This is a genomic window from Tsukamurella pseudospumae (assembly GCF_001575205.1).
In the GTDB taxonomy this organism is placed as follows: Bacteria; Actinomycetota; Actinomycetes; order Mycobacteriales; family Mycobacteriaceae; genus Tsukamurella; species Tsukamurella pseudospumae.
The window spans coordinates 27,991-47,554 of the sequence record NZ_LSRE01000003.1; the positions used below are offsets into that span (position 1 = coordinate 27,991).

The 19,564-nt window shown below is 71.0% G+C and carries 13 protein-coding genes; 7 read left to right on the forward strand and 6 right to left on the reverse strand.

The features are described 5' to 3' along the window. Nucleotides 1–42 precede the first annotated feature (42 nt). Complete coding sequence (car, locus tag AXK61_RS03915; RefSeq protein ID WP_068743928.1) at nucleotides 43–3,366, reverse strand: carboxylic acid reductase; 3,324 nt, start codon at nucleotides 3,364–3,366, stop codon at nucleotides 43–45. A 233-nt stretch (nucleotides 3,367–3,599) separates the two neighbouring features. On the opposite strand from car, the gene AXK61_RS03920 reads away from it, so the two are divergent. The 4 genes from AXK61_RS03920 to AXK61_RS03935 are packed head-to-tail and all read left to right on the forward strand — an operon-like array spanning nucleotide 3,600 to nucleotide 8,119. Next, entirely contained in the window at nucleotides 3,600–4,718 is a 1,119-nt protein-coding gene (locus AXK61_RS03920) for an LLM class flavin-dependent oxidoreductase (protein WP_068743998.1), read from the forward strand. A 28-nt stretch (nucleotides 4,719–4,746) separates the two neighbouring features. After that, entirely contained in the window at nucleotides 4,747–5,856 is a 1,110-nt protein-coding gene (sfnG, locus tag AXK61_RS03925; RefSeq protein ID WP_068571622.1) for a dimethylsulfone monooxygenase SfnG, read from the forward strand. Next, nucleotides 5,853–7,040: an SfnB family sulfur acquisition oxidoreductase gene (locus tag AXK61_RS03930; protein ID WP_068571623.1), complete on the forward strand. Its 1,188-nt coding sequence runs from the start codon at nucleotides 5,853–5,855 to the stop codon at nucleotides 7,038–7,040. Before sfnG ends, AXK61_RS03930 begins: the two co-directional genes overlap by 4 nt. A gap of 44 nt (nucleotides 7,041–7,084) precedes the next feature. Further along, nucleotides 7,085–8,119 carry an Atu2307/SP_0267 family LLM class monooxygenase gene (locus AXK61_RS03935; protein WP_414929982.1) on the forward strand — a complete coding sequence of 345 codons (1,035 nt, stop codon included), beginning with the start codon at nucleotides 7,085–7,087 and terminating at the stop codon, nucleotides 8,117–8,119. 36 nt (nucleotides 8,120–8,155) lie between these two features. On the opposite strand, the gene AXK61_RS03940 is transcribed toward AXK61_RS03935, so the two are convergent. The 3 genes from AXK61_RS03940 to AXK61_RS03950 form a co-directional block, all read right to left on the reverse strand. Continuing rightward, complete coding sequence (locus AXK61_RS03940) at nucleotides 8,156–8,821, reverse strand: SPFH domain-containing protein (RefSeq protein ID WP_068571711.1); 666 nt, start codon at nucleotides 8,819–8,821, stop codon at nucleotides 8,156–8,158. 396 nt (nucleotides 8,822–9,217) lie between these two features. Further along, the gene (locus AXK61_RS03945) at nucleotides 9,218–10,375 is read right to left on the reverse strand and encodes a DUF7373 family lipoprotein (RefSeq protein WP_139057947.1); all 1,158 of its coding nucleotides are present in this window, start codon (nucleotides 10,373–10,375) and stop codon (nucleotides 9,218–9,220) included. Next, nucleotides 10,375–11,553 carry a DUF7373 family lipoprotein gene (locus AXK61_RS03950; protein ID WP_139057948.1) on the reverse strand — a complete coding sequence of 393 codons (1,179 nt, stop codon included), beginning with the start codon at nucleotides 11,551–11,553 and terminating at the stop codon, nucleotides 10,375–10,377. Before AXK61_RS03950 ends, AXK61_RS03945 begins: the two co-directional genes overlap by 1 nt. Before the next feature lie 146 nt (nucleotides 11,554–11,699). Here AXK61_RS03950 and AXK61_RS03955 point away from each other — a divergent pair, with 146 nt between their 5' ends. From AXK61_RS03955 to AXK61_RS03965, 3 genes are all read left to right on the forward strand, one after another. Then, nucleotides 11,700–14,156, forward strand: a complete 2,457-nt coding sequence (locus AXK61_RS03955) for an alpha/beta fold hydrolase (protein WP_231855421.1) — start codon at nucleotides 11,700–11,702, stop codon at nucleotides 14,154–14,156. Next, entirely contained in the window at nucleotides 14,153–15,043 is an 891-nt protein-coding gene (locus AXK61_RS03960) for an ABC transporter permease (RefSeq protein WP_068571627.1), read from the forward strand. The genes AXK61_RS03955 and AXK61_RS03960 overlap by 4 nt, the downstream gene beginning before the upstream one ends. Nucleotides 15,044–15,302: 259 nt before the next feature. Continuing rightward, on the forward strand, nucleotides 15,303–16,394 hold the full coding sequence (locus AXK61_RS03965) for a Fic family protein (protein ID WP_231855422.1): 1,092 nt from the start codon (nucleotides 15,303–15,305) through the stop codon (nucleotides 16,392–16,394). A gap of 52 nt (nucleotides 16,395–16,446) precedes the next feature. On the opposite strand, the gene AXK61_RS03970 is transcribed toward AXK61_RS03965, so the two are convergent. Both AXK61_RS03970 and AXK61_RS03975 read right to left on the reverse strand, forming a co-directional pair. Then, complete coding sequence (locus AXK61_RS03970; protein WP_068743932.1) at nucleotides 16,447–17,868, reverse strand: aldehyde dehydrogenase family protein; 1,422 nt, start codon at nucleotides 17,866–17,868, stop codon at nucleotides 16,447–16,449. 49 nt (nucleotides 17,869–17,917) lie between these two features. After that, nucleotides 17,918–19,435, reverse strand: coding sequence for a GMC family oxidoreductase (locus AXK61_RS03975; protein ID WP_068743934.1), 1,518 nt, complete (start codon nucleotides 19,433–19,435; stop codon nucleotides 17,918–17,920). Nucleotides 19,436–19,564: the final 129 nt, after the last annotated feature.

Consider the following 19,564-nt stretch of genomic DNA (forward strand, 5'->3'; position numbering starts at 1 on the left):
TGGAGAAAAGAGGTTATGTACGCTTACCTGTGGATAACGCCGTCAGACAGAGCCTTCCGAGGAGAGCCATCCGGCATCCTCGAAGCCGCGAAGGTACCGGTCGACGAGCGCGCGGTCCAGGTGCGGGATGTCGCCCGGGCCCACGTTCTCGGCGTGCACGGCCTCCCGGAACCGGTCTGCCGTGAGCGCGCCGCCGGCGCCCGCCGGGCTGCGGCGCGCGAACGAGTGCAGCAGCGGCAGCACGGAGCGCTGACGGTCCGCGTCGGGCAGCGCCCGCAGGGCGCGCTCGAACCGCTCGAGCCACTCGTCGTAGTCCGCGATCCGCTCGACGGTGCGCTCCTGCGCGATCCAGTCCACGAAGCTGTCAAGACTCACGGCGTCGTCGTTGACGTTGAGCACGTGGAAGGTCCGGAAGCCCTCGCGCGCCGCCGATCCGAGCGTGACGATCGACTCCGCGGTGAAGTCCACGGGTAGGCCGTCGTAGTGCGGGCTGCGCCCGGAACCGTCGGGCTCGTAGAAGGACTGCGGCGCGAGGCCCGTCTCCGCGATGCTCAGCAGCAGGCGGGTGAACTGATCGACGGGGTTGTACTGACCGCGGAACCGGCTGTGCGCCAGGATCATGTCGGACCGGAACACGCGTACCGGTAGCCCCGCGAGGTCGGATGCCTCGCGCAGCAGCACCTCACCCGCCCACTTGCTCACGGCGTAGCCGTTGGCGTAGGCCTCCGCACCGATCCGGCGCTCGGCGCCGAGCACGCGGACATCGTCGTCCTCGACGAGCAGGCGGCCGTCGTCCTGCGGGACCACGGCCACCGTCGAGACGTAGTCCACGGACTTGCGCCGGTCCGTGACGGCGAGGCGGACGATCTCGGCGGTCGCGACCACGTTCGGGCCGAACAACTGGTCGTAGGGCAGCACGTGGTTGACGAGCGCGCCGCAGTGCACGACGTGGTCGACGGTGTGCGTGAGGCGTTCCCACGCGCCGTCGTCGAGGCCCAGCGAGGGGCTGCCGAAGTCGCCCGGCACGACCTCCAAGTGTCCGGCCGCGAGCCGCGCGAACTCCTCGGTCAACGCCGCATCGGCGGTGCCGATCGCGTCGAACACCCGACGGCGGGCGTCGTCGGCGTCGGTGCCCCGCACCAGGGCGACGACGGTGCCGTCGCTGAGCGCCACGCGGCGCAGCCACTCGAGCAGCAGGAACCGTCCGAGGTAGCCGGTCGCGCCGGTGAGCAGGACCGTCTTGGGTTCCCCGTGCGGCCCGGGCTTCGACGGTGCCGCAGCCAGCAGGTCCGCATCGATGAACCGGTCGAGCCGGAGGTCTGCGGCGCGGGCGATCGACGCACCAGTGCCGTGGATCGATGCGGCGGTGGGCGCCTGGACGGCGCCGGCGCGGGCGGCCTCGATGTGCGCGACCACCCCGGCGAGAGTCGCGGTGGGGCCCACGATGGTCTGCACGGGCACGGGCAGGTCGTAGAGCCCCTCGAGCGTGGTGGCGAGCGAGAGCGCCGACAGGGAGTCGCCCCCGAGGTCGACGAAGCGCGTCCCGCCGTCGAGCTCCTCGGGGAGCACGCCGAGGGTGAGAGCTGCGGCCCGCACGACGGTGTCGGCGACCGGGCCGTCGGCGTCGAGTCCGCGTAGTCCGTCCCGGCGACGCTCCTCGGCGGCGGCGTAGAGGTCGGCCAGCCGGTCGCCGTAGCGGGTGGTCAGAGCGGGACGCACCAGTTTGCCGATGCCCGAGCGCAGCCCGTTCTCCGCGGAGAAGGGCTCGCGCTCGATGATCACGTCGCGCGGCAGCTCGTACCCGGCGAGCTCGTTCTCACGAGCGACGGTGGCGAGGGCGTCGAGGACTCGACCTCGGGCCTGCTCGTCGGTCTCGTCGGCGGGACCGGGCGCCGGGACGACGACGGCCAGTAGGTACGAGCGCTCGCTGGTGCCGTGCAGGAAGATCTGGTGCACCGCTGGGTTCGCGGAGTAGGTCGCCTCGAGCTGGGCGATGGGCACGAACTCACCCTGCGCGAGCTTGATCACGTTGCTGCGCCGGTCGACGTACTCGAGCCGGTCGGGTCCGAGTTCGGCCATCACGTCGCCCGTGCGGTAGTACCCGTCCTCATCGAGGACCTGCTTGTCGGAGCGGTAGTAGCCGGGGATCAGCTGGCTGGACTTCACCAGGAGCTCACCCCGCGGATGCGGCAGATCAGTGGTGAGGTAGCCCAACTCGGGCACGTCGATGAGCTTGTAGTCGATCACGGGCGGCCGCGATACGACACCGTCGACGATGACCCCACCGGCCTCGGTGGAGCCGTACCCGATCTGGATGCTCACACCGAGCAGCTGCTCCATGAACGCCTGCAGGTCGGCGGAGAGTGCGGCGCTGCCGCAGACGGCGGCCGCGATGTTTCCGCCGAGCACCTCGTCCCGCAGGTAGGTGCGGGCGGACTCGGCGTCGGTCTCCGCCTCCAGGGCGAGGAACCGTTGGTGCACCAGTTCGCAGACGCGCGGGACGAGGGCGATCGCGGTCGGGCGAGCCTCGGCGAGGTCGTCGAACAGGCTGGACATGTCGGCCGCGGAGGCGAAGTACCCGACGCCGCCGGCCGCGAGGCCCGCGATCAGCCAATTCCGCCCGTACATGTGGCTCATCGGGAGGAAGTGCAGGAGCACGCCGGTGGGGATGTCGTCGTCGATGATGCTCTCGACCTTGAGCCACGCGTGCACCACGAGGTGCTCGGTGTACATCGCCCCCTTCGGCGTGCCGGTGCTCCCGGACGTGTAGATCAGCGTCACGAGCCGGTCGCCGTCGGGCTCAGCGGCGCGGTACGGCTCGGGAACGGGAAGTGCCGCGCCGCGAGAGATCTCGTCGTCGAGAGTCGTCGCGCCGGGGGCGGCACCGTCGAAGACGACGAGGCGCGGGTCCGTGCCGGACTCGGCCACCGCGGCGCGGGCGAGCGGGAGCTGCGCGGCGCTGACGGCGAGGATCTTCGGCGCGGTCTCGTCGAGGATCGCCGCGATGCGCGCTGCGGGGGCGCCCGCCTGCAGGGGTACGTTCGGCGCGCCGAGCAGTGTGGTGGCGAGGTCCACGACCACGAAGTCGGGGCTGGTGAAGCCGAGGACGGCGACGAAGTCCCCCGGCTGCAGTTCCTCGCGCCAGGCCGCGGTCAGGGCGGTGACGCGGTGCCACACCTGGCCGTAGGTGGTACCGCGGTACGGACCGTCGGGACCGCCGTCGCGGGTCGCGAACGCGGGACGGTCCGCGAACCGGGTGAAGGCGGACGTGATGACATCGGCCAGGTGACCGGGCGATCCCCCGGCTCCGGACGCGGCACCTGCGGCCGTGTTCGGTTCGGTCGACTCGACGATCTCGACGGACATGAGCAACACCCCAATTCAATACGGGACTCTAACTAACTTCATCCTCACTGTAGCTACTAACGAGTAGCTACGCACGTTCCGCGCATCACGATCCGAAACCTTCACCGTCCGTTCGCCGAGTGGTGAACTGGCGAACCGTACCCGTCGCGTCCGATCGAGAGGCAGCCGTGAGCTCCGTCAATCCCCTGCACCTGCACTGGTTCCTGCCCACCTACGGCGACTCGCGGAACCTCATGGCCGGCGGACACGGCAGCTCGATGAGCGGCGACCGTCCCGCCGATCTGCACTACCTCAAGCAGCTGGCACTGGCCGCCGAGGCGAACAGGTTCGAAGCCGTCCTCATCCCGACCGGTCTGTGGTGCGAGGACGCGTGGCTGACCGCCGCGCTCCTCACCGAGGCGACCCGGGACCTGAAGTTCCTGGTCGCTCTCCGCCCCGGCCTCGTCAGCCCGTTGCTCTCGGCGCAGATGGCCAGCACCCTGCAGTGGCAGTCCGGCGGGCGGGTCCTGCTCAACGTCGTGACCGGCGGCGAGTCGTCCGAGCAGCGCGCCTTCGGCGACACCCTCAGCAAGGACGAGCGGTACGAGCGCTGCGGCGAGTTCCTCGACATCACGCGGCGCCTCTGGACCTCGGACGGGCCGGTCACCTTCGCCGGGAAGCACCTGAGCACCGCGGGCGCCGTGCTCGCCCGTCGCCCCGATCCGGCGCCGCCGGTGTTCTTCGGCGGCAGCTCCCCCGCGGCCGGCGACGTCGCCGCGAAGTACGCGGACACCTACCTCACCTGGGGTGAGCCGCCGGCGCAGGTGAAGAAGAAGGTGGATTGGATCCGCGCCCTGGCCGCCGCGCAGGGCCGCGAACTCACCTACGGCATCCGCCTGCACGTGATCTCGCGCGACACCAGCGAGGAGGCCTGGGCCGAGGCCAACCGCCTCCTCGGCAACCTCGACCCCGCCACCGTTCGCGCCGCGCAGGCGAGCCTCGCCAGGAGCGAGTCCGAGGGGCAGCGCCTCATGCGTGAACTGCACGGCGGCGGGGCCGCGTTCGACGAGGCCGCCGACGCCCGCTCGCTGCAGGTGTACCCGGGCCTCTGGACCGGCGTCGGCCTGGTCCGCGGCGGCGCGGGCACGGCGCTCGTCGGCTCGCACGACGAGGTGGCCGACCTCATCGCCGAGTACGCCGCCCTCGGCCTCGACCACTTCATCCTCTCCGGGTACCCGCACCTGGAAGAGGCGTACCACTTCGGCGAGGGCGTGCGCCCCCGCCTGGCCGCGCGCGGTCTGCTCGACGACGGACGGGCACCGTCGGAGCCGGTCCGCGGAGCCTTCCTGCCGGACCTGGCCCCCACCTCCTAGCCTCCCCGAATCACGAAGGACGACAACGATGAGCACCGAGAAGATCGCCGACGAGGTCAAGTTCGCCTACTGGGTCCCCAATGTCTCGGGCGGCCTGGTCACCAGCGACATCGAGCAGCGCACCAGCTGGGACTTCGAGTACAACAAGAAGCTGGCGCAGACGGCCGAGCGCGTGGGCTTCGAGTACGCGCTCTCGCAGGTGCGGTACATGGCCAGCTACGGCGCCGAGTACCAGCACGAGTCCACGTCCTTCAGCCTCGCACTGCTCGGCGCGACGGAGAAGCTCAAGGTGATCGCCGCCGTGCACCCGGGGCTGTGGCACCCCGCCGTGCTGGCCAAATTCGGCGCCACCGCCGACCACCTGTCGAACGGGCGCTTCGCGATCAACGTGGTCTCCGGGTGGTTCGCGGGTGAGTTCAAGGCGCTCGGCGAGCCCTGGCTCGAGCACGACGAGCGCTACCGCCGAAGTGCCGAGTTCCTCGAGGTGATCCGGAAGATCTGGACCGAGGACAACGTCGATTTCGGCGGCGACTTCTACCGGATCCGCGACTTCACGCTGAAGCCGAAGCCGCTCAACACGGCGGAGCGCCCCAACCCGGAGCTGTTCCAGGGCGGCAACTCCTCCGCCGCGCGCGTCAACGGCGGCAAGTACGCCGACTGGTACTTCTCCAACGGCAAGGACTTCGACGGCGTCACCGACCAGCTCGACGACCTGCGCCGAATCGCCCGGGAGGCGCAGCGCGAGGTCAAGTTCGGCCTCAACGGCTTCATCATCGCCCGCGACACCGAGAAGGAGGCGCGGGACACCCTGCGCGAGATCGTGGAGAAGGCCAACAAGCCCGCCGTCGAGGGTTTCCGCGACGCCGTGCAGCAGGCCGGCAAGTCCACCTCGGACGGCCGCGGCATGTGGGCGGACTCGTCCTTCGAGGACCTCGTGCAGTACAACGACGGCTTCCGCACGCAGCTGATCGGCACGCCCGAGCAGGTCGCGGAGCGGATCGTCGCCTACAAGCAGCTCGGCGTCGACCTCATCCTCGGCGGCTTCCTGCACTTCCAGGAGGAGATCGAGTACTTCGGCGAGAAGGTCCTGCCCCTGGTCCGCGAGATCGAGGCGAGCCGCTCCGGGGCACTGGTGTGACTCTCGCCGCCGCGATCGACTCCGCCGAGGCGGCGGTCGCCACGGCGCGCGAACTCGCGGCGCGGTTCGCCGACGGTGCCGCGCGCCGCGACCGCGATCGGCACCTGCCGCACCCGGAGGTCGAACTCCTCTCCGAGGCAGGCCTGTTCGCGCTGACTGTGCCCGCCCGGTTCGGCGGGCCCGACCTGCCGCCGTCGGTCGTGGCCGAGGTCTTCCGCATCCTCGCCACCGCGGACGCCTCGCTCGCACAGATCCCGCACAGCCACTACGTGTACCTCACGGCGCTGCGGCTGGCCGGGCCGGAACAGCTGCAGCGCAGGATTTTCGGCCAGGTACTCGACGGTGCGCGGGTCGCCAACGCGCAGTCCGAGCGGGGTGGTCGGAACGTGGCGGACATCGCGACCGTCCTGACTCGAACCCTCGACGGCGCCCGCCTGGACGGCGAGAAGTTCTACTGCACGGGTTCGCCCTACGCGCACCTGCTCGCGGTGCTCGCGCGGGACTCCGGTACCGACGACCAGGTCGTCGCGTTCGTGCCCGCGGACTCACCGGGGGTCGTCGTCGACGACGACTGGAACGGACTGGGGCAGCGTACGACCGGCAGTGGCACCGTCCGGTTCGAGAACGTCGCCGTCCCGCTCGACGCGGTGTTCACCCGGTCGCCCGCGGTGGCCGAGCCCACCGGCTACGGGGCGTTCGCGCAGCTGCTGCACGTCGCGATCGATGCGGGCATCGCCCGCGGGGCCCTGGACGCGGCGGCCGAGTTCGTACGGACGCGGTCGCGCCCGTGGTTCGAGGCGGGGGTCGACCGCGCGCAGGACGATCCGCTAATGATCCAGCGCTTCGGCGAGCTGACCGTCTCCGTCCGGGCCGCGGAGGCCGCACTGACGGTCGCCGGGCGCGCCGTGGACGACGCCTTCGCGACGCCCGGGCCCGACGCGGCGGCGGAGGCCTCGCTCGCCGTCGCCACCGCCAAGGTGCTCGCCGACCGGGCGGCGACCGAGGTGCCCTCGGCGCTGTTCGAGGTCGCCGGCACCCGGAGCGCCGCGGGCGATGCGGGCCTGGACCGGTACTGGCGGGACGCGCGCACGCACACCCTGCACGACCCGGTGCGCTACAAGGTCCACCACCTGGGCAGGTTCACCCTGAACGAAGAGCGGCCTCCCCTGCACGGCGTCGTCTGACGCACCGGAATAGATTCGGACCTTAGTCCGTTTCAGTCGGTACTATGACTACCATGAAGATTCCCGAGTTCGGCGTGGACACGTTCGGCGGAGTGACGAAGGACGCGCAGGGCGAACCCCTGCCCCATCCCCAGGTGATCCGCGATCTCGTCGAGGAGGCCGTGACGGCCGATGCCGTGGGCCTGGACTTCTTCGGCGTCGGCGAGCACCACCGCGCGGACTTCGCCGTCTCGAGCCCGGAGATGGTCCTCTCGGCGATCGCGTCGCGCACCGACTCGATCCGTCTCGGTTCGACGGTGACCGTGCTCAGCTCGGACGATCCGGTGCGGGTGTTCGAGCGGTTCGCGACGCTCGACGCGGTGTCCGACGGCCGCGCCGAGATCGTCGCAGGGCGTGGCTCCTTCACCGAGTCCTTCCCCCTGTTCGGGTACGACCTCCAGGACTACGAGGTTCTCTTCGAGGAGAAGCTCGAGCTGCTCGCGGCGCTGTTGAAGGAGGAGCCGCTCACCTGGTCCGGCACCACCCGCGCGTCGCTGAGCGAGCAGCGTGTCTTCCCGACCACCGCGGACGGCATCCGCGCCTGGGTGGGCGTCGGCGGCAGCCCCGAGTCCGTGGTCCGCACCGCCCGGTACGGCTTCGGCCTCTTCCTGGCGATCATCGGCGGCCCCGCGGACCGGTTCAAGGCCTACGTCGACCTCTTCGAACGGGCCCAGGATGAGTACGGCGTACCCCGCAAGCCGATCGCGGTGCACTCGCCCGGCCTCGTTGCGGAGACGGACGAGCAGGCGCACGCCCTCGTCTTCGACGGCTGGATGAAGATGCGGCAGAGGATGGTCCGCGAGCGCGGCTGGCCGCCGCCCGCCGTCGGCGACTTCGAGCGGGAGATCGAGACGGGCTCGCTGTACATCGGCTCCCCCGAGACGGTGGCGCGGCGGATCGCCGCCACGATCCGCACGCTCGGCGTCGACCGTTTCGACCTCAAGTACGACCAGCCGGTCACGCACGCCGACCTGATGCGCTCGATCGAGCTGTACGGCGAGAAGGTGGTCCCGCTGATCAAGGACATGCTCAGCGACTGACTCGGCGCGTACGCGCCGAGCCGGCCACCTGAACGGTCACCGCTCCCGATCGCCGAAGACGATCTTCGCGCCCGCGGGCGCGGCCTCGATCATGCGGAGCCGGGCCAGCGCCGGCGACGCGTCGAGCATGCGCCCGGCGTTGGCGAGCGCACGCAGCGCGGCGGTCTCGGCACGCGCTTCCTCCAGGCGGGCCGCGCCGCGCGCCTTGGCGGTGATCAGATCGATCGCAGCGCTGCGGATCTCGCTCGGCAGCACGACGTCCTTCACGACGACGCCGAGCACTTGGACACCCACCTCCTCGGCCGCCGCCGACACGCCCCGCCGTACCGTTTCACCGTCGACGGCCCCGGTCCGTCGCAGCAGGTCGTCGACCGCGACACCGGAAAGCGCCTCGCGCAGCGCGATCTGCGCGGCGAGGTAGACGACGGCGTCCGGGTCGACGGCCCGCTCGGTGTACGCGATCGGATCGACGACCTTGACCCGCAGGGTCATCGACACCCGCACCGGTACCGACTCGGCGGTGAGGATCTCCTGCGGGGCCACCGGGATCAGGCGTTCGGCGACGCCGACGAGGACGACGGCCTCCGGACGCCGAACGCGGTATGCGCCCGGCTCGAGGACGCGGGCGAGGGTGCCGTCGCGGTACTCCAAGGCCAGACGGGCCGGACGCACCACGATGCGGCGGCCGCGGACGGCGTTCATGATCGACACGGCGGTTCTCCTTTCGTGTGCGGCCCGGTCGGGCCGTGCGCCCCCGGAGCGTCGCGCTCCGAGGGATGCCAGGTCTGGGTCGTGGCACCGCACCGCCGGGCGAGCGGAGACGGCGGGATGTCCCGGGTAATGGCCGGGGCATCGCAGGGCTGTCACCGCCCGCGGTTCCGGCGGTACGGCGGGCGAGGGACTCGAACCCTCTGGGCCCGAAAGGGGCCGTGCCACTGGAGGGTGACGGGGATTCGAACACGCGGAACCCGATCGCGGTACAACCGCTCGGGCCGCTCCTCCCCGTAGCCGACATCAACACTGACACCGGATCACGGCCGCCGCAACGGGTTTTCCGATCCACTCAGCGACCGTGGTCGCGGTCGGCGCGGTTCCTCACTACTTCGCGGACCGCAGGATGAGGTACTGGGCCGCGGCGCGCTGGATCGCGTCCTCCGCCTGCGAGGAGGTGACGACTGCGACGTAGCGCCCGACGGCCATCGTGCACGCCGCGCGGACCGTCGAGCTGGCGCGTGCGGGAACGGTACTGCACGCCACTCCATCCATGTCTTTGACCTGGATCGGCGTACCTCTGAACCTCACGTACCGCGTAGCCGAGTCCAGCAGTACCCCACTCAGTGCGGGCGCGGACGCGGCGTCCTTCGTCCGGTAGACGGTGGTCCCACCCAGCCCGGCGGCATCGGCTCCCGCCGCAGTGAAGGCCGCGAGAACCGTGTCCGGGGAGTCGGCGCCGAGCGCTATCACCCGCGGTGCGATGTCGCCCTCGTGGTCGAGGTCGCCGCTGTCCGGTGCGAGGGTCAGTGCGGACAGGCCGCTCGGATCGACGGGCAGCTCGCCGCGCTTGTACTCGTCCGTCGGCACGAAGTCCTTCAGCGCCTGGAGCTGCAGGTCGAAGTACTTCCGCACCAGCGCGGCGTTCATCAGTTCGGACGAGACCGCGATCACGACGCTGCCCGAGGCGAGGAACGCCCGAAGCCGCTTCCTCGTCCCGTTCAACTCGTAGGCAACCGCCTTCGGATACCCCTGCATCGAGACGGACTTCTTGGTGTACCCGTACTGCACCAGTTCCGGCTCCAGGAGGCGAGGGTCCGCGACCGCCGCAGCCGCCGCCTCCGGCGAGCTCATCTCCCAGAGGCCGAAATTCACATAGCCGTAGTCCTTGCCGCTGTCCCCGTTCCGCGCGGTGGCGATCACCCCGGCACCGTGGCCCGCCATCACCCTCGACGCGGACGTCCCGAAGGCCGACTCCACCGTGGGTGCGTTCCCGTGGTCCTCGAGCGCGCCGATCGTCATGGGGTTCCCGAATTTCAGAGCCGGGTCGATCGTGCTGTACAGGGGAATCGTCGCCGCGAGCCGCCGCGCTTCCAGGATCTTGCCCATCGTCGCCGACGGCTTCGTGACCACCCGCGGGACGGTGGAGTAACTGCCCGTCGCCAGTGACGCCGTCGACGGCCCCGACGGGGTACCGGGCACCGTCGTCGAGCACGCGGCCAGGACGGTCGCCAGCGCAAGGACCAGCCCAGCCGGAGGCCGCATCAGCCGGCCTTCCGCAGGATCAGGTACTGCGCCGCGGCCTGCTGCTTCGCATCGCCGGTCTGATCCGCCGTGAGCACCGCCGTGTACCGCCCCACGGCGAGGAAGCAGTGCGTCTTGACGTTGGAACCACGCGGCATCGCACTCGACTCGATCCGGCAGATCACGCCGGGCGCACCGGGCACCTCGGTGGCCTGGACGCCGGATTCCATCGGCTGCACGATGTCGGCCAGCTCGTCACGCAGCGTCCGGGCCGTGGCCTCGTCCCTCGCCCGGAGGACCGCATCGCTGCCGAGGCCCACGAGATCCACCCCGGCAGCGTCGAGCGCCTTCCGAGTGTCCTCGACGCGATCGGAGTCCGCGGCGAAGAGCTTCGGTGTGGTCCAGCCGTCCGTGACGAAGTACTCCGTCTTCTCGGGCACGAGGGTGCGCGAGGCGATGCCGTCCTTGTCGACGGGCAGGTCCGCGAGCTTCTCCGTCGGCGTCGGTGTGAAAGTCTTCAGCGCCGCGATCTGGCGGTCGTAGAACCTGCCGATCGCAGCGGCCCCGGCGGGAATCTTGGCGTACGAGGCCAACACGTACCGCCCCGACGCCACGAGACTGTTGATCGCCACGTCTTTGCCCACGGTCTGCGAGTAGGACACCGCCGCGGGGTACCCCGGAATCGTGACCGGCACGCGCGGGATGCCACCATCCGTCGATGCCGACGCGAGGATCTTCGGATCGGCCACTGCGGCCGCGGCTGCGGCCGCGGAATCCATCTCCCAGGCTCCGAAGAACATCGTCTTCAGGTCGGAGGTCGACCGCGACGTATCGACGCGGACGTAGTAGCCCGGCCCGCGCTTGTCCATCGCGTTCGCGACCTGGACGCCGAAGGACGCCTCGAGAGAACCGCCGATGTTGTAGTCCCGCAGGGCGCCGGCGAACAGCTGCCCGCCGAACCGCAGGCTCGGGTCGATGTCGGTGGTGAGCGGCATCGTGTCGGCGAGCCGGCGCCCCTCCATCACTGCGCCGCGCGCCGCGGAGCGCTCCGGCACCGTCCGCACGGTGGTCGCGTAGTTTCCCGTGTCCAGGCGCACGGCGGACGACGGTGCGCTGGCCGTCCCCGGCACCTCGGTCGCGCAGCCCGCGAGTGCCGTGACCATCAGCACCGCTGCCAGTCCGAACGTTCCTCGCCGCATCGTTCTCCCCTCGCACCCTCCCCAGAGCCTTTGCAGTCACGATATCCCGATCGCGGATGATTCCGTCGTCGAATGACCTCAGCACGTTCTCCCTCAGCGGAACACTGGCCCGGCCACAACGCCCGAGCCGCACATATCCTGGTCCGGTGCCCCCACCTCGCGCCCTGCGCGGCGCCCCACGGCGCCCTCTCCTCATCGGTGCCGCCCTCGCCGCCGTCGCCGTCATCCTGGCCGCGTTCGCCGCGTGCGGCCCGATCGGGAGGGACAGCGCACCGTCGGTCCAACGCACCGACCAGCTGCTCGACGGGGCCGGGGTGCGCCTCGACACCTCCTTCTTCCGGCCCGACGGTGCCGAGCCCGCGCCCGCGGTGCTCCTCGCCCACGGCTTCGGCGGGTCCAAGGACGACGTGCGCGACGAGGCCGAGCAACTGGCCCGGCGCGGCTACGCCGTCCTCACGTACACGGCTCGCGGATTCGGGAAGTCGACGGGGCTCGTGGGTCTCGACTCCCCCGACGCCGAGGTCGCCGACGCGCGCAAGCTGCTCGACTGGCTCGCGACCCGCTCCGAGGTGCGCCAGGACGCACCCGGCGACCCGCGCGTGGGCGTCGCGGGCGGCAGCTACGGCGGAGCGCTCGCGCTGTTGCTCGCCGGGCACGACAAGCGGGTCGACGCGATCGCACCGCGGATCACGTACTGGAACCTCGAGCAGGCGCTGTTCCCGGGCGGGGTCTACAAGAAGCAGTGGGCGGGCATCCTTTTCACCATGGGCGGCGGGTGCGCGAGGTTCGAGCCCGCGGTCTGTGAGATGTACACGCGGATCGCGCAGGGCGGCGCACTGACCGACGCCGACCGCGCCCTGCTGGCCGCCCGCAGCCCGGCGTCGGTCGGCGCCGCGATCCGCGTTCCCACCTATCTCGCGCAGGGCGAACTGGATTCGCTCTTCCCGCTGGAGCACGCCGACGAGGCAGCGAAGCAGATCTCCGCCAACGGCGCCCCCGTCGCGGTCGACTGGATCGCGGGCGGGCACGACGCCGGCAGCGCCGAGGACGCGCGGGTGAACGCCCGCACCGCGGAGTGGTTCGACAGGTACCTCAAGGGCACCGACGCTCCCGTCCTCCCCTCCTTCCAGGTGTCCCGCTCCGGCGGCGTCGACAGGGAGACCGGCGAGCGGACGGTGCGCTCGTCGAGCGCCGACTCCTACCCCGGGCTCGCCGGGAGCATCACGCGCACCGTCGGGCTCGACGGTGCGCCGCGGACCGCCGAGAACCCGGCCGGCGGCACGCCACCGTCGATCTCCGGCGTCCCCGGGCTCGGGGCGCTCGCATCCTCCGCCGCGGCGCTCGGGTCGGGCGGGCTGTCGCGCGACCTGCCGACGCAGGCCGCGGTGTTCGACTCCGCGCCACTCGCCGGCCCGGTCACCGTCACGGGCACCCCGACGGTGACGATCAAGGTCGACTCCGCCGCGCCCGACGCCGTGCTCTTCGCCAAGCTCTACGACGTGGGTCCCGAGGGCTCGCAGGTGCTGCCCCAGCAGCTCGCCGCACCGATCCGCATTCCACTCACCGGCGGCACCGCCACGACGACGGTCCGCCTGCCCACCATCGACCACGAGTTCGTGGCCGGGCACCGGATGCGCGTCGCGTTCGCCACCACCGATCTCGCCTACCTCTCCCCCTCAGCCCCTGCGACCTACACGATCGCGGCCACGAGCCCGCTGACGGTGCCCGAGGTACCGGGCCTGAGGACCGCGCCGCGGCCGTTGCCCACGTGGGTCTGGGTGCTGCCGATCATCGCGGTCGTCGTCGCGGCAGCGCTGCTGGCCGTGCGGCGACGGCGCACCGTCGGACCCGCCGATCCGGAACTGGCCGACGTGGCCCTCCAGGTGACGGGCCTGTCCAAGAAGTACGCCGGCGGTGACGGGTACAGCGTGCAGGACGTGACCTTCCGTGTCGAGCGGGGCCAGGTCCTGGGCCTGCTCGGCCCCAACGGCGCCGGCAAGACCACGACGCTGCGGATGCTGATGGGCCTCATCACGCCCGACGAGGGCGGGATCCGCGTGTTCGGGCACCCGATCCGGCCGGGCGCGCCGGTGCTCTCCCGGGTCGGGGCGTTCGTGGAGGGCGCGGGCTTCCTGCCGCACCTGTCGGGTCGGGCGAACCTCGACCTGTACTGGCGTGCCACCGGCCGCCCCGCCGAGGACGCGCACGTCGACGAGGCTCTCGAGATCGCCGACCTCGGCTCGGCCCTCGACCGCTCGGTGCGCACCTACTCCCAGGGCATGCGCCAGCGGCTCGCGATCGCGCAGGCCATGCTCGGCCTGCCCGACGTGCTCGTTCTCGACGAGCCGACCAACGGGCTCGACCCGTCGCAGATCCGGGAGATGCGCGACGCGATCGTCCGGTACGGGGCCACCGGGCGCACCGTGATCGTCTCGAGCCACCTCCTGGCCGAGGTCGAGCAGACCTGCACCCACGTCGTGGTGCTGCGCCGCGGCCGGTTGATCGCGGCCGGCACGGTCGAGGAGATCGTGCAGACCGGTGAAGGCGGGGCCTCCCGCACCCTCGAAGACGCGTTCCTCCAGCTGACGGGCGGCGACGAATGACGACCACGAACGATCCGGCGAACCCACGGGCGCGAGCCGATCACGGGGCGGCCCCGGGGTACTCCCCCGGACGCACGCTGACGGTGCGCGTCGAGCTCGCCCGGCAGCTGCGGCGCCGGCGCACCCTCGTGATGGCCGCGCTCCTCGCGGCGCTGCCGATCATCCTGATCGTCGCGCTCGCCGTGGGCACCGATGACAGCGGCCGCGGCAGCGGGCGTCCTTCGATGTTCGACGTCGCGACGGCGTCGGGGCTCAACCTCATGGCGACGGTGCTCATCGCAGGGACGGGATTCCTGCTCGTGATCCCCGTTGCGCTGTTCTTCGGCGACGCCGTGGCATCCGAGGCGGACTGGTCGTCGCTGCGGTACCTCCTCGCCGCTCCCGTGCCCCGCACGCGGCTGCTGGTCACGAAGGCGATCGTCGCGCTGATCCTGTCCGTCGGTTCCGTCGCCCTCCTGGTGGCCGTGGCGCTCGTCGCGGGCACCGTCGCGTACGGCTGGGGGCCGCTGCAATCCCCGACGGGCCTGTCGCTGCCCGCCGGGGAAGCACTGTGGCGGCTACTGCTGGCCGCGGCCTTCATCATCGGGTCCGAGCTGGCGACCGCCGGTCTCGCGCTGTGGCTCTCGACCCGCACCGACGCGCCGCTGGCCGCGGTGGGCGGCGCCGTCGGACTCACCGTGATCGGCAGCGTGCTCGACCAGGTGACCGCGCTCGGCGGCCTCCGGGCCGCGCTCCCGGCGCACTGGCAGTACGCGTGGACCGACCTGCTGCAGCCGAGCATCGAGTGGTCGGCGATGGTCTCGGGCGTCTCCCTGTCCGTCAGCATCGCCATCGTCTTCTTCGCCCTCGCCGTCCGCGGTTTCCGGACCAAGGACGTCGTGAGCTGACATCAGGACGGCACCCTTCACCATCCTTATTGTCAAAAATAAGGAAAAGTTCAATTTAACTAGCCGCTGAACCGTGCAATACTTGACAAGTAACCCACTTTTGCCACTTATTGGGAGGTGCATCGTGGCCTACCGCACGCTCAGATCGGTCTTTCACCAGCGCGACATCTCCGGAGCGGATGCCGAGGAGGCGTCGCGGAGGGCCTCACCCGCTGCGCTCTCGTGGGAGTTCCGCATCGGCGAACACTCACTGTTCTGCTTGACGACGCCGCGAATCACGGCGCTGACCGAGCGGATCATGGTGCTCGACGCACGCGTGGCGGAGACCTGGGCCGAACTCCTTCCTATCGCCCGGAATCACTACTTCTCGTCGATGATCATCGAGGAGATTCAGGCGACCAACGAGATGGAGAACGTCCACTCGACGCGCCGCGAGATCGCCGACGCCCTGGAGTCGCTGACGGATGAGCCGGCGGGCGATCGCCGCTTCCGGGAGATGGTCCGCTTGTACGCCGCACTGGGCGATCGAAGCGTGTCCGCTCCGGGCACCCTCGATGACGTCCGCGATCTGTACGACGCCGTCACGCGAGGTGAGGTCGACCCGGGCGATGCGCCGGACGGGGCACGGTTCCGTGCCGACATCGTCAGGATCACCTCGGGGCAGAAGGTGGTCCACACGGGTGTGGTGCCCGAGGCCGCTATCGACGCAGGTCTGACCGTCATGCTCGCCCAACGCCGCGACGACGAGGTCCCCCACCTCATCCGTGCGGCCATCGCGCACCTGATCTTCGAGGTCGTTCACCCCTTCTACGACGGCAACGGCAGGACCGGTCGCTTCCTGCTGGCGCTCGACCTCGCCGAGAGGCTCTCGCCGATCTCGTGGTTCGCGTTGTCAGCGACCATCTTCGACAACCGCGACCGGTACTACCAGGCGTTCGCCGATGCCGAACATCCGCTGAACCGCGCCGATGCGACGCCGTTCGTCGAGACGATGCTGGAGATCGTCGCGGAGTCGCTGCACCGCGTCACGACCGACCTCGCCGACCGGAGGGCGGCGCTCGACGCGCTGACCGATGCCGTGGGCGCGATCGCGCCGGCCCGCGTACCCGTCGACGACGACCACCGGGGAATCCTCTCTGCGCTTGGACAAGTGGCACTGTTCGGGTTCACCGGCGCCGTCACGCTCGACGAACTCACAGACGCCGGACCTCGTTCCAAACGCACCGTCAGGACCAAGACCCAGTTCCTCGTCGATGCAGGGCTGATCGAAGTCGTATCGCTGAGACCGTTGCGGTTCCGGCTCAGCACGGCAGGGCGAGAACTGTGCGCGATCGACGGCGCGACGGTGTGACCCCGGCCGGCCCGCTCCGGCCGGATTGTTCTGGCCGGAGCGGGCGTGAGCGTCACGCCGACGGGGCGAAGGATCCAGCGGCGCCCTTGATCGCGACGGGCTGCGCGCACTCGAGCAGGCCGGCGCGGGCGAACTCGACGCCGTAGCCGGACTGCTTGGCGCCGCCGAAGGGCACGCGCGGATCGATGGCGCCGTGCTCGTTGATCCACACCGTCCCCGCGTCCAGGCGGAGCGCCACGTCGCGGGCCCGCTCGGGCGACGGGGTCCACACGGACGCACCGAGACCGACGTCGAGGCCGTTCGCCCATGCGACCGCCTCGTCGAGGCTCGAGTAGCGGATGATCGGCAGCGCCGGCCCGAACTGCTCGCGGGCCACGAGCGGGTTGTCGTTGGGCAGGTCGGCGACGAGCGTCGTCGGGTAGAAGTTGCCGGGCGCCGACGGATCCGGATCACCGCCGATCAGGACGCGGCCGCCGCCCGCCTTCGCCTCGTCGACCAGGCCGGCGACGATGTCGTACTGCTTGCGGTTCTGCAGCGGGCCGAGCACGTTCTGCTCGTCGAGGCCGACGCCCATCGGCATGGCCCCCGCGACCTTGGTGAGCTCCTCGCACACGGCGTCGTAGAGCGCGTCGGGCACGTAGAGCCGCTTGAGCGCGGCGCAGGTCTGGCCGGTGTTGATGAACGCGCCCCAGAACAGTCCCTCGGCGATCGCGGCGGGGTCCGCGTCGTCAAGCACGATCCCGGCGTCGTTGCCGCCGAGCTCGACGGTGACCCGCTTCACCGAGTCGGCGGAGGCGCGGATGATCGCCTTGCCCGTCACAGTGGAGCCGGTGAACATCAGCTTGTCGATGCCCGGGTGGGTGGAGAGCGCCTCGCCGACCTCGCGGCCGCCGGGAACCGCGATGAGCACGTCGGCCGGGAGCACGGTGTTGAGCACGTGCGCCAGCGCGAGCACGGACAGCGGCGTGAACTCGCTGGGCTTGAGCACCACCGTGTTCCCCATCCGCAGCGCGGGCGCCAACTGCCAGATCGAGATCATCATCGGCCAGTTCCACGGTCCGATCGCGCCGACGACGCCCAGCGGGCGGTGGTGGATCTCGGCGTAGGTCTCACCGTCGTCCACCGCGACCTCCGGCTCGAGCGGCACGGCGAGGGTGGCACGCAGCCAGGTGGCGCAGGCCTCCAGCTCGAATCGGGCGTTCGGCCCGTTGAGCGGCTTGCCCTGTTCGCGGGACAGCAGGACGGCGAGCTCCTCCGCGTTCGCCTCGATCGCGTCGGCGGCCGCGCCGAGCACCTCGACGCGGCCGGCGTCGCCGCGCGCGGCCCAGGCGGGCTGCGCGGCGCGGGCGGCGGCGACGGCGGAGTCCAGTTCGGCAACGCCGAGTTCGGCGACGCGGCCCACGGCCTCACCCGTCGCGGGGTCGAGGACGGTGCGTCCGCCGGTGGCGGGGGTGATGGCGTCGAGGATGGTCATGATGTGCTCCGTTCGGGAGTGAAGGTAGAGGGTTCGGGCAGAGCGGAATTCAGGCGCCGAGCAGCAGGTCTGCGGCCTTCTCGCCGACCATGATCGCGGGCGCATTGGTGTTGCCGCGGGGTACGACGGGCATGATCGACGCGTCGGCGACGCGCAGCCCGGTCACTCCGCGCACGCGCAGGGCGGGGTCGACGACGGCATCGTCGCCGATGCCCATCGCGCAGGTGCCGACCTGGTGATGGTAGGTGCCGGCGAGGCGGCGGACCATGTCGCGCAGGGCATCCCGGTCGGCCGGCTCGTGGGCCGGGACGTACTCCGTGGGCCGGAAGTCCGCGAAGGCGTCCTGGGAGCCGATCTCGCGGCACAGGATCACGGCGTCGACCAGCGCCTCCACGTCGTAGTCGTCGGCGAGGATGTTCGGGTCGACGAGCGGCGCGGCGGCCGGATCGGACGAGGCGAGACGCAGCGCGCCGCGCGAGCGCGGGGCCACGAGCCCCGGCGCGATCGTGTAGCCCTCGGCGGGCGCGTCACCGCCGTCGGTGGGGTACGGCAGGTGCAGGAACAGCGGCTGCAGGTCCGGCGCGGCATCGTCCGTCTGCTGTGAGTGCGCGAACAGCTGCGCCTCGAGCAGGTTGTTCCGGCCGGGGACGAGTTCCTCCGCAGTGGCGTAGAGGTTGCCGACCAGGAGGTGGTCGTGCAGGTTCTTGCCCACGCCCGGGAGATCGACGAGGGTGTCGAGGCCGACGGCGGACAGGTCGGCGCGGTCGCCGATACCGGAGAGTTGCAGGATCTTCGGCGATCCGATGGCACCCGCGGACAAGACGATCTCGGCGCTCGCGCGGGCGGTGCGCAGCTCGCCGTCGACGACGTACTCGACCGCGTCCGCGCGGGCACCGTCGAGCACGATCCGCGTGACGAGGGCACCGGTGGTGACCGTCAGCAGCGGGGAGTCGAGAACGGGCGCGACGAAGGCCTGCCAGGCGCTGTGCCGCCGGCCGTCCTTGATCGTCGCGTGGTTGAAGCCGACGCCCTCCATGAGGTCGCCGTTGAAGTCGTCGGTGGGCTTGTGGCCCACGGCGATCGCCGCATCCACGAAGGCCTGCGCCGCGGGGTGCCGGTCGCGGAGCACGGACACGTGCAGCGGGCCGCCCGCGCCGTGCCAGGCCGAAGCGCCGTCCTCGTGATCCTCGCTGCGCTTGAACAGCTCGAGCACCGTGTCCCAGCCCCAGCCCTCGTTTCCGGCGGCCTCCCAGGCGTCGTAGTCGTCCCTGTGGCCGCGGATGTAGATCATGCCGTTCAGCGAGCTCGAACCACCGAGCACCTTCCCCCGCGGCCAGAACAGCTCCCGGCCGGCGGCGTGCCGCTGCTCGGTGGTCATCACCGCCCAGTCGTTGGGGCCGGTCAACAGGGCGGGCCAGCCCTGGGGGCTGTGGATGTTCGGATCGGTGTCCGCGGCGCCCGCCTCGATGACGTGCACGCTGTGACCGGCGTCGACGAGCCGCCGGGCCAGGGCGCTGCCGGCGGACCCGGCGCCGATGATGACGTAATCGCTTTCCCGTGGGGACATTCCCGCTCCTCGCTGTTCCGTCCGACCCGCTCGGCCGCTGGAATCCAGCCTGGCGTCGCCACGGTCGCGGGACATTGGCCTGACCCGCAGGCCGGTGTGCCCCAGGCGCGGAAACGTGATGCGGGTCAC

Excerpts from the sequence above, each read along its gene's own strand:
- car (WP_068743928.1), bottom strand. The coding sequence starts at position 3,366 with ATGTCCGTCGAGATCGTCGAGTCGACCGAACCGAACACGGCCGCAGGT.
- AXK61_RS03920 (WP_068743998.1), top strand. The coding sequence starts at position 3,600 with ATGGCCGGCGGACACGGCAGCTCGATGAGCGGCGACCGTCCCGCCGAT.
- sfnG (WP_068571622.1), top strand. The coding sequence starts at position 4,747 with ATGAGCACCGAGAAGATCGCCGACGAGGTCAAGTTCGCCTACTGGGTC.
- AXK61_RS03935 (WP_414929982.1), top strand. The coding sequence starts at position 7,085 with ATGACTACCATGAAGATTCCCGAGTTCGGCGTGGACACGTTCGGCGGA.
- AXK61_RS03940 (WP_068571711.1), bottom strand. The coding sequence starts at position 8,821 with ATGAACGCCGTCCGCGGCCGCCGCATCGTGGTGCGTCCGGCCCGTCTG.
- AXK61_RS03945 (WP_139057947.1), bottom strand. The coding sequence starts at position 10,375 with ATGCGGCCTCCGGCTGGGCTGGTCCTTGCGCTGGCGACCGTCCTGGCC.
- AXK61_RS03950 (WP_139057948.1), bottom strand. The coding sequence starts at position 11,553 with ATGCGGCGAGGAACGTTCGGACTGGCAGCGGTGCTGATGGTCACGGCA.
- AXK61_RS03960 (WP_068571627.1), top strand. The coding sequence starts at position 14,153 with ATGACGACCACGAACGATCCGGCGAACCCACGGGCGCGAGCCGATCAC.
- AXK61_RS03970 (WP_068743932.1), bottom strand. The coding sequence starts at position 17,868 with ATGACCATCCTCGACGCCATCACCCCCGCCACCGGCGGACGCACCGTC.
- AXK61_RS03975 (WP_068743934.1), bottom strand. The coding sequence starts at position 19,435 with ATGTCCCCACGGGAAAGCGATTACGTCATCATCGGCGCCGGGTCCGCC.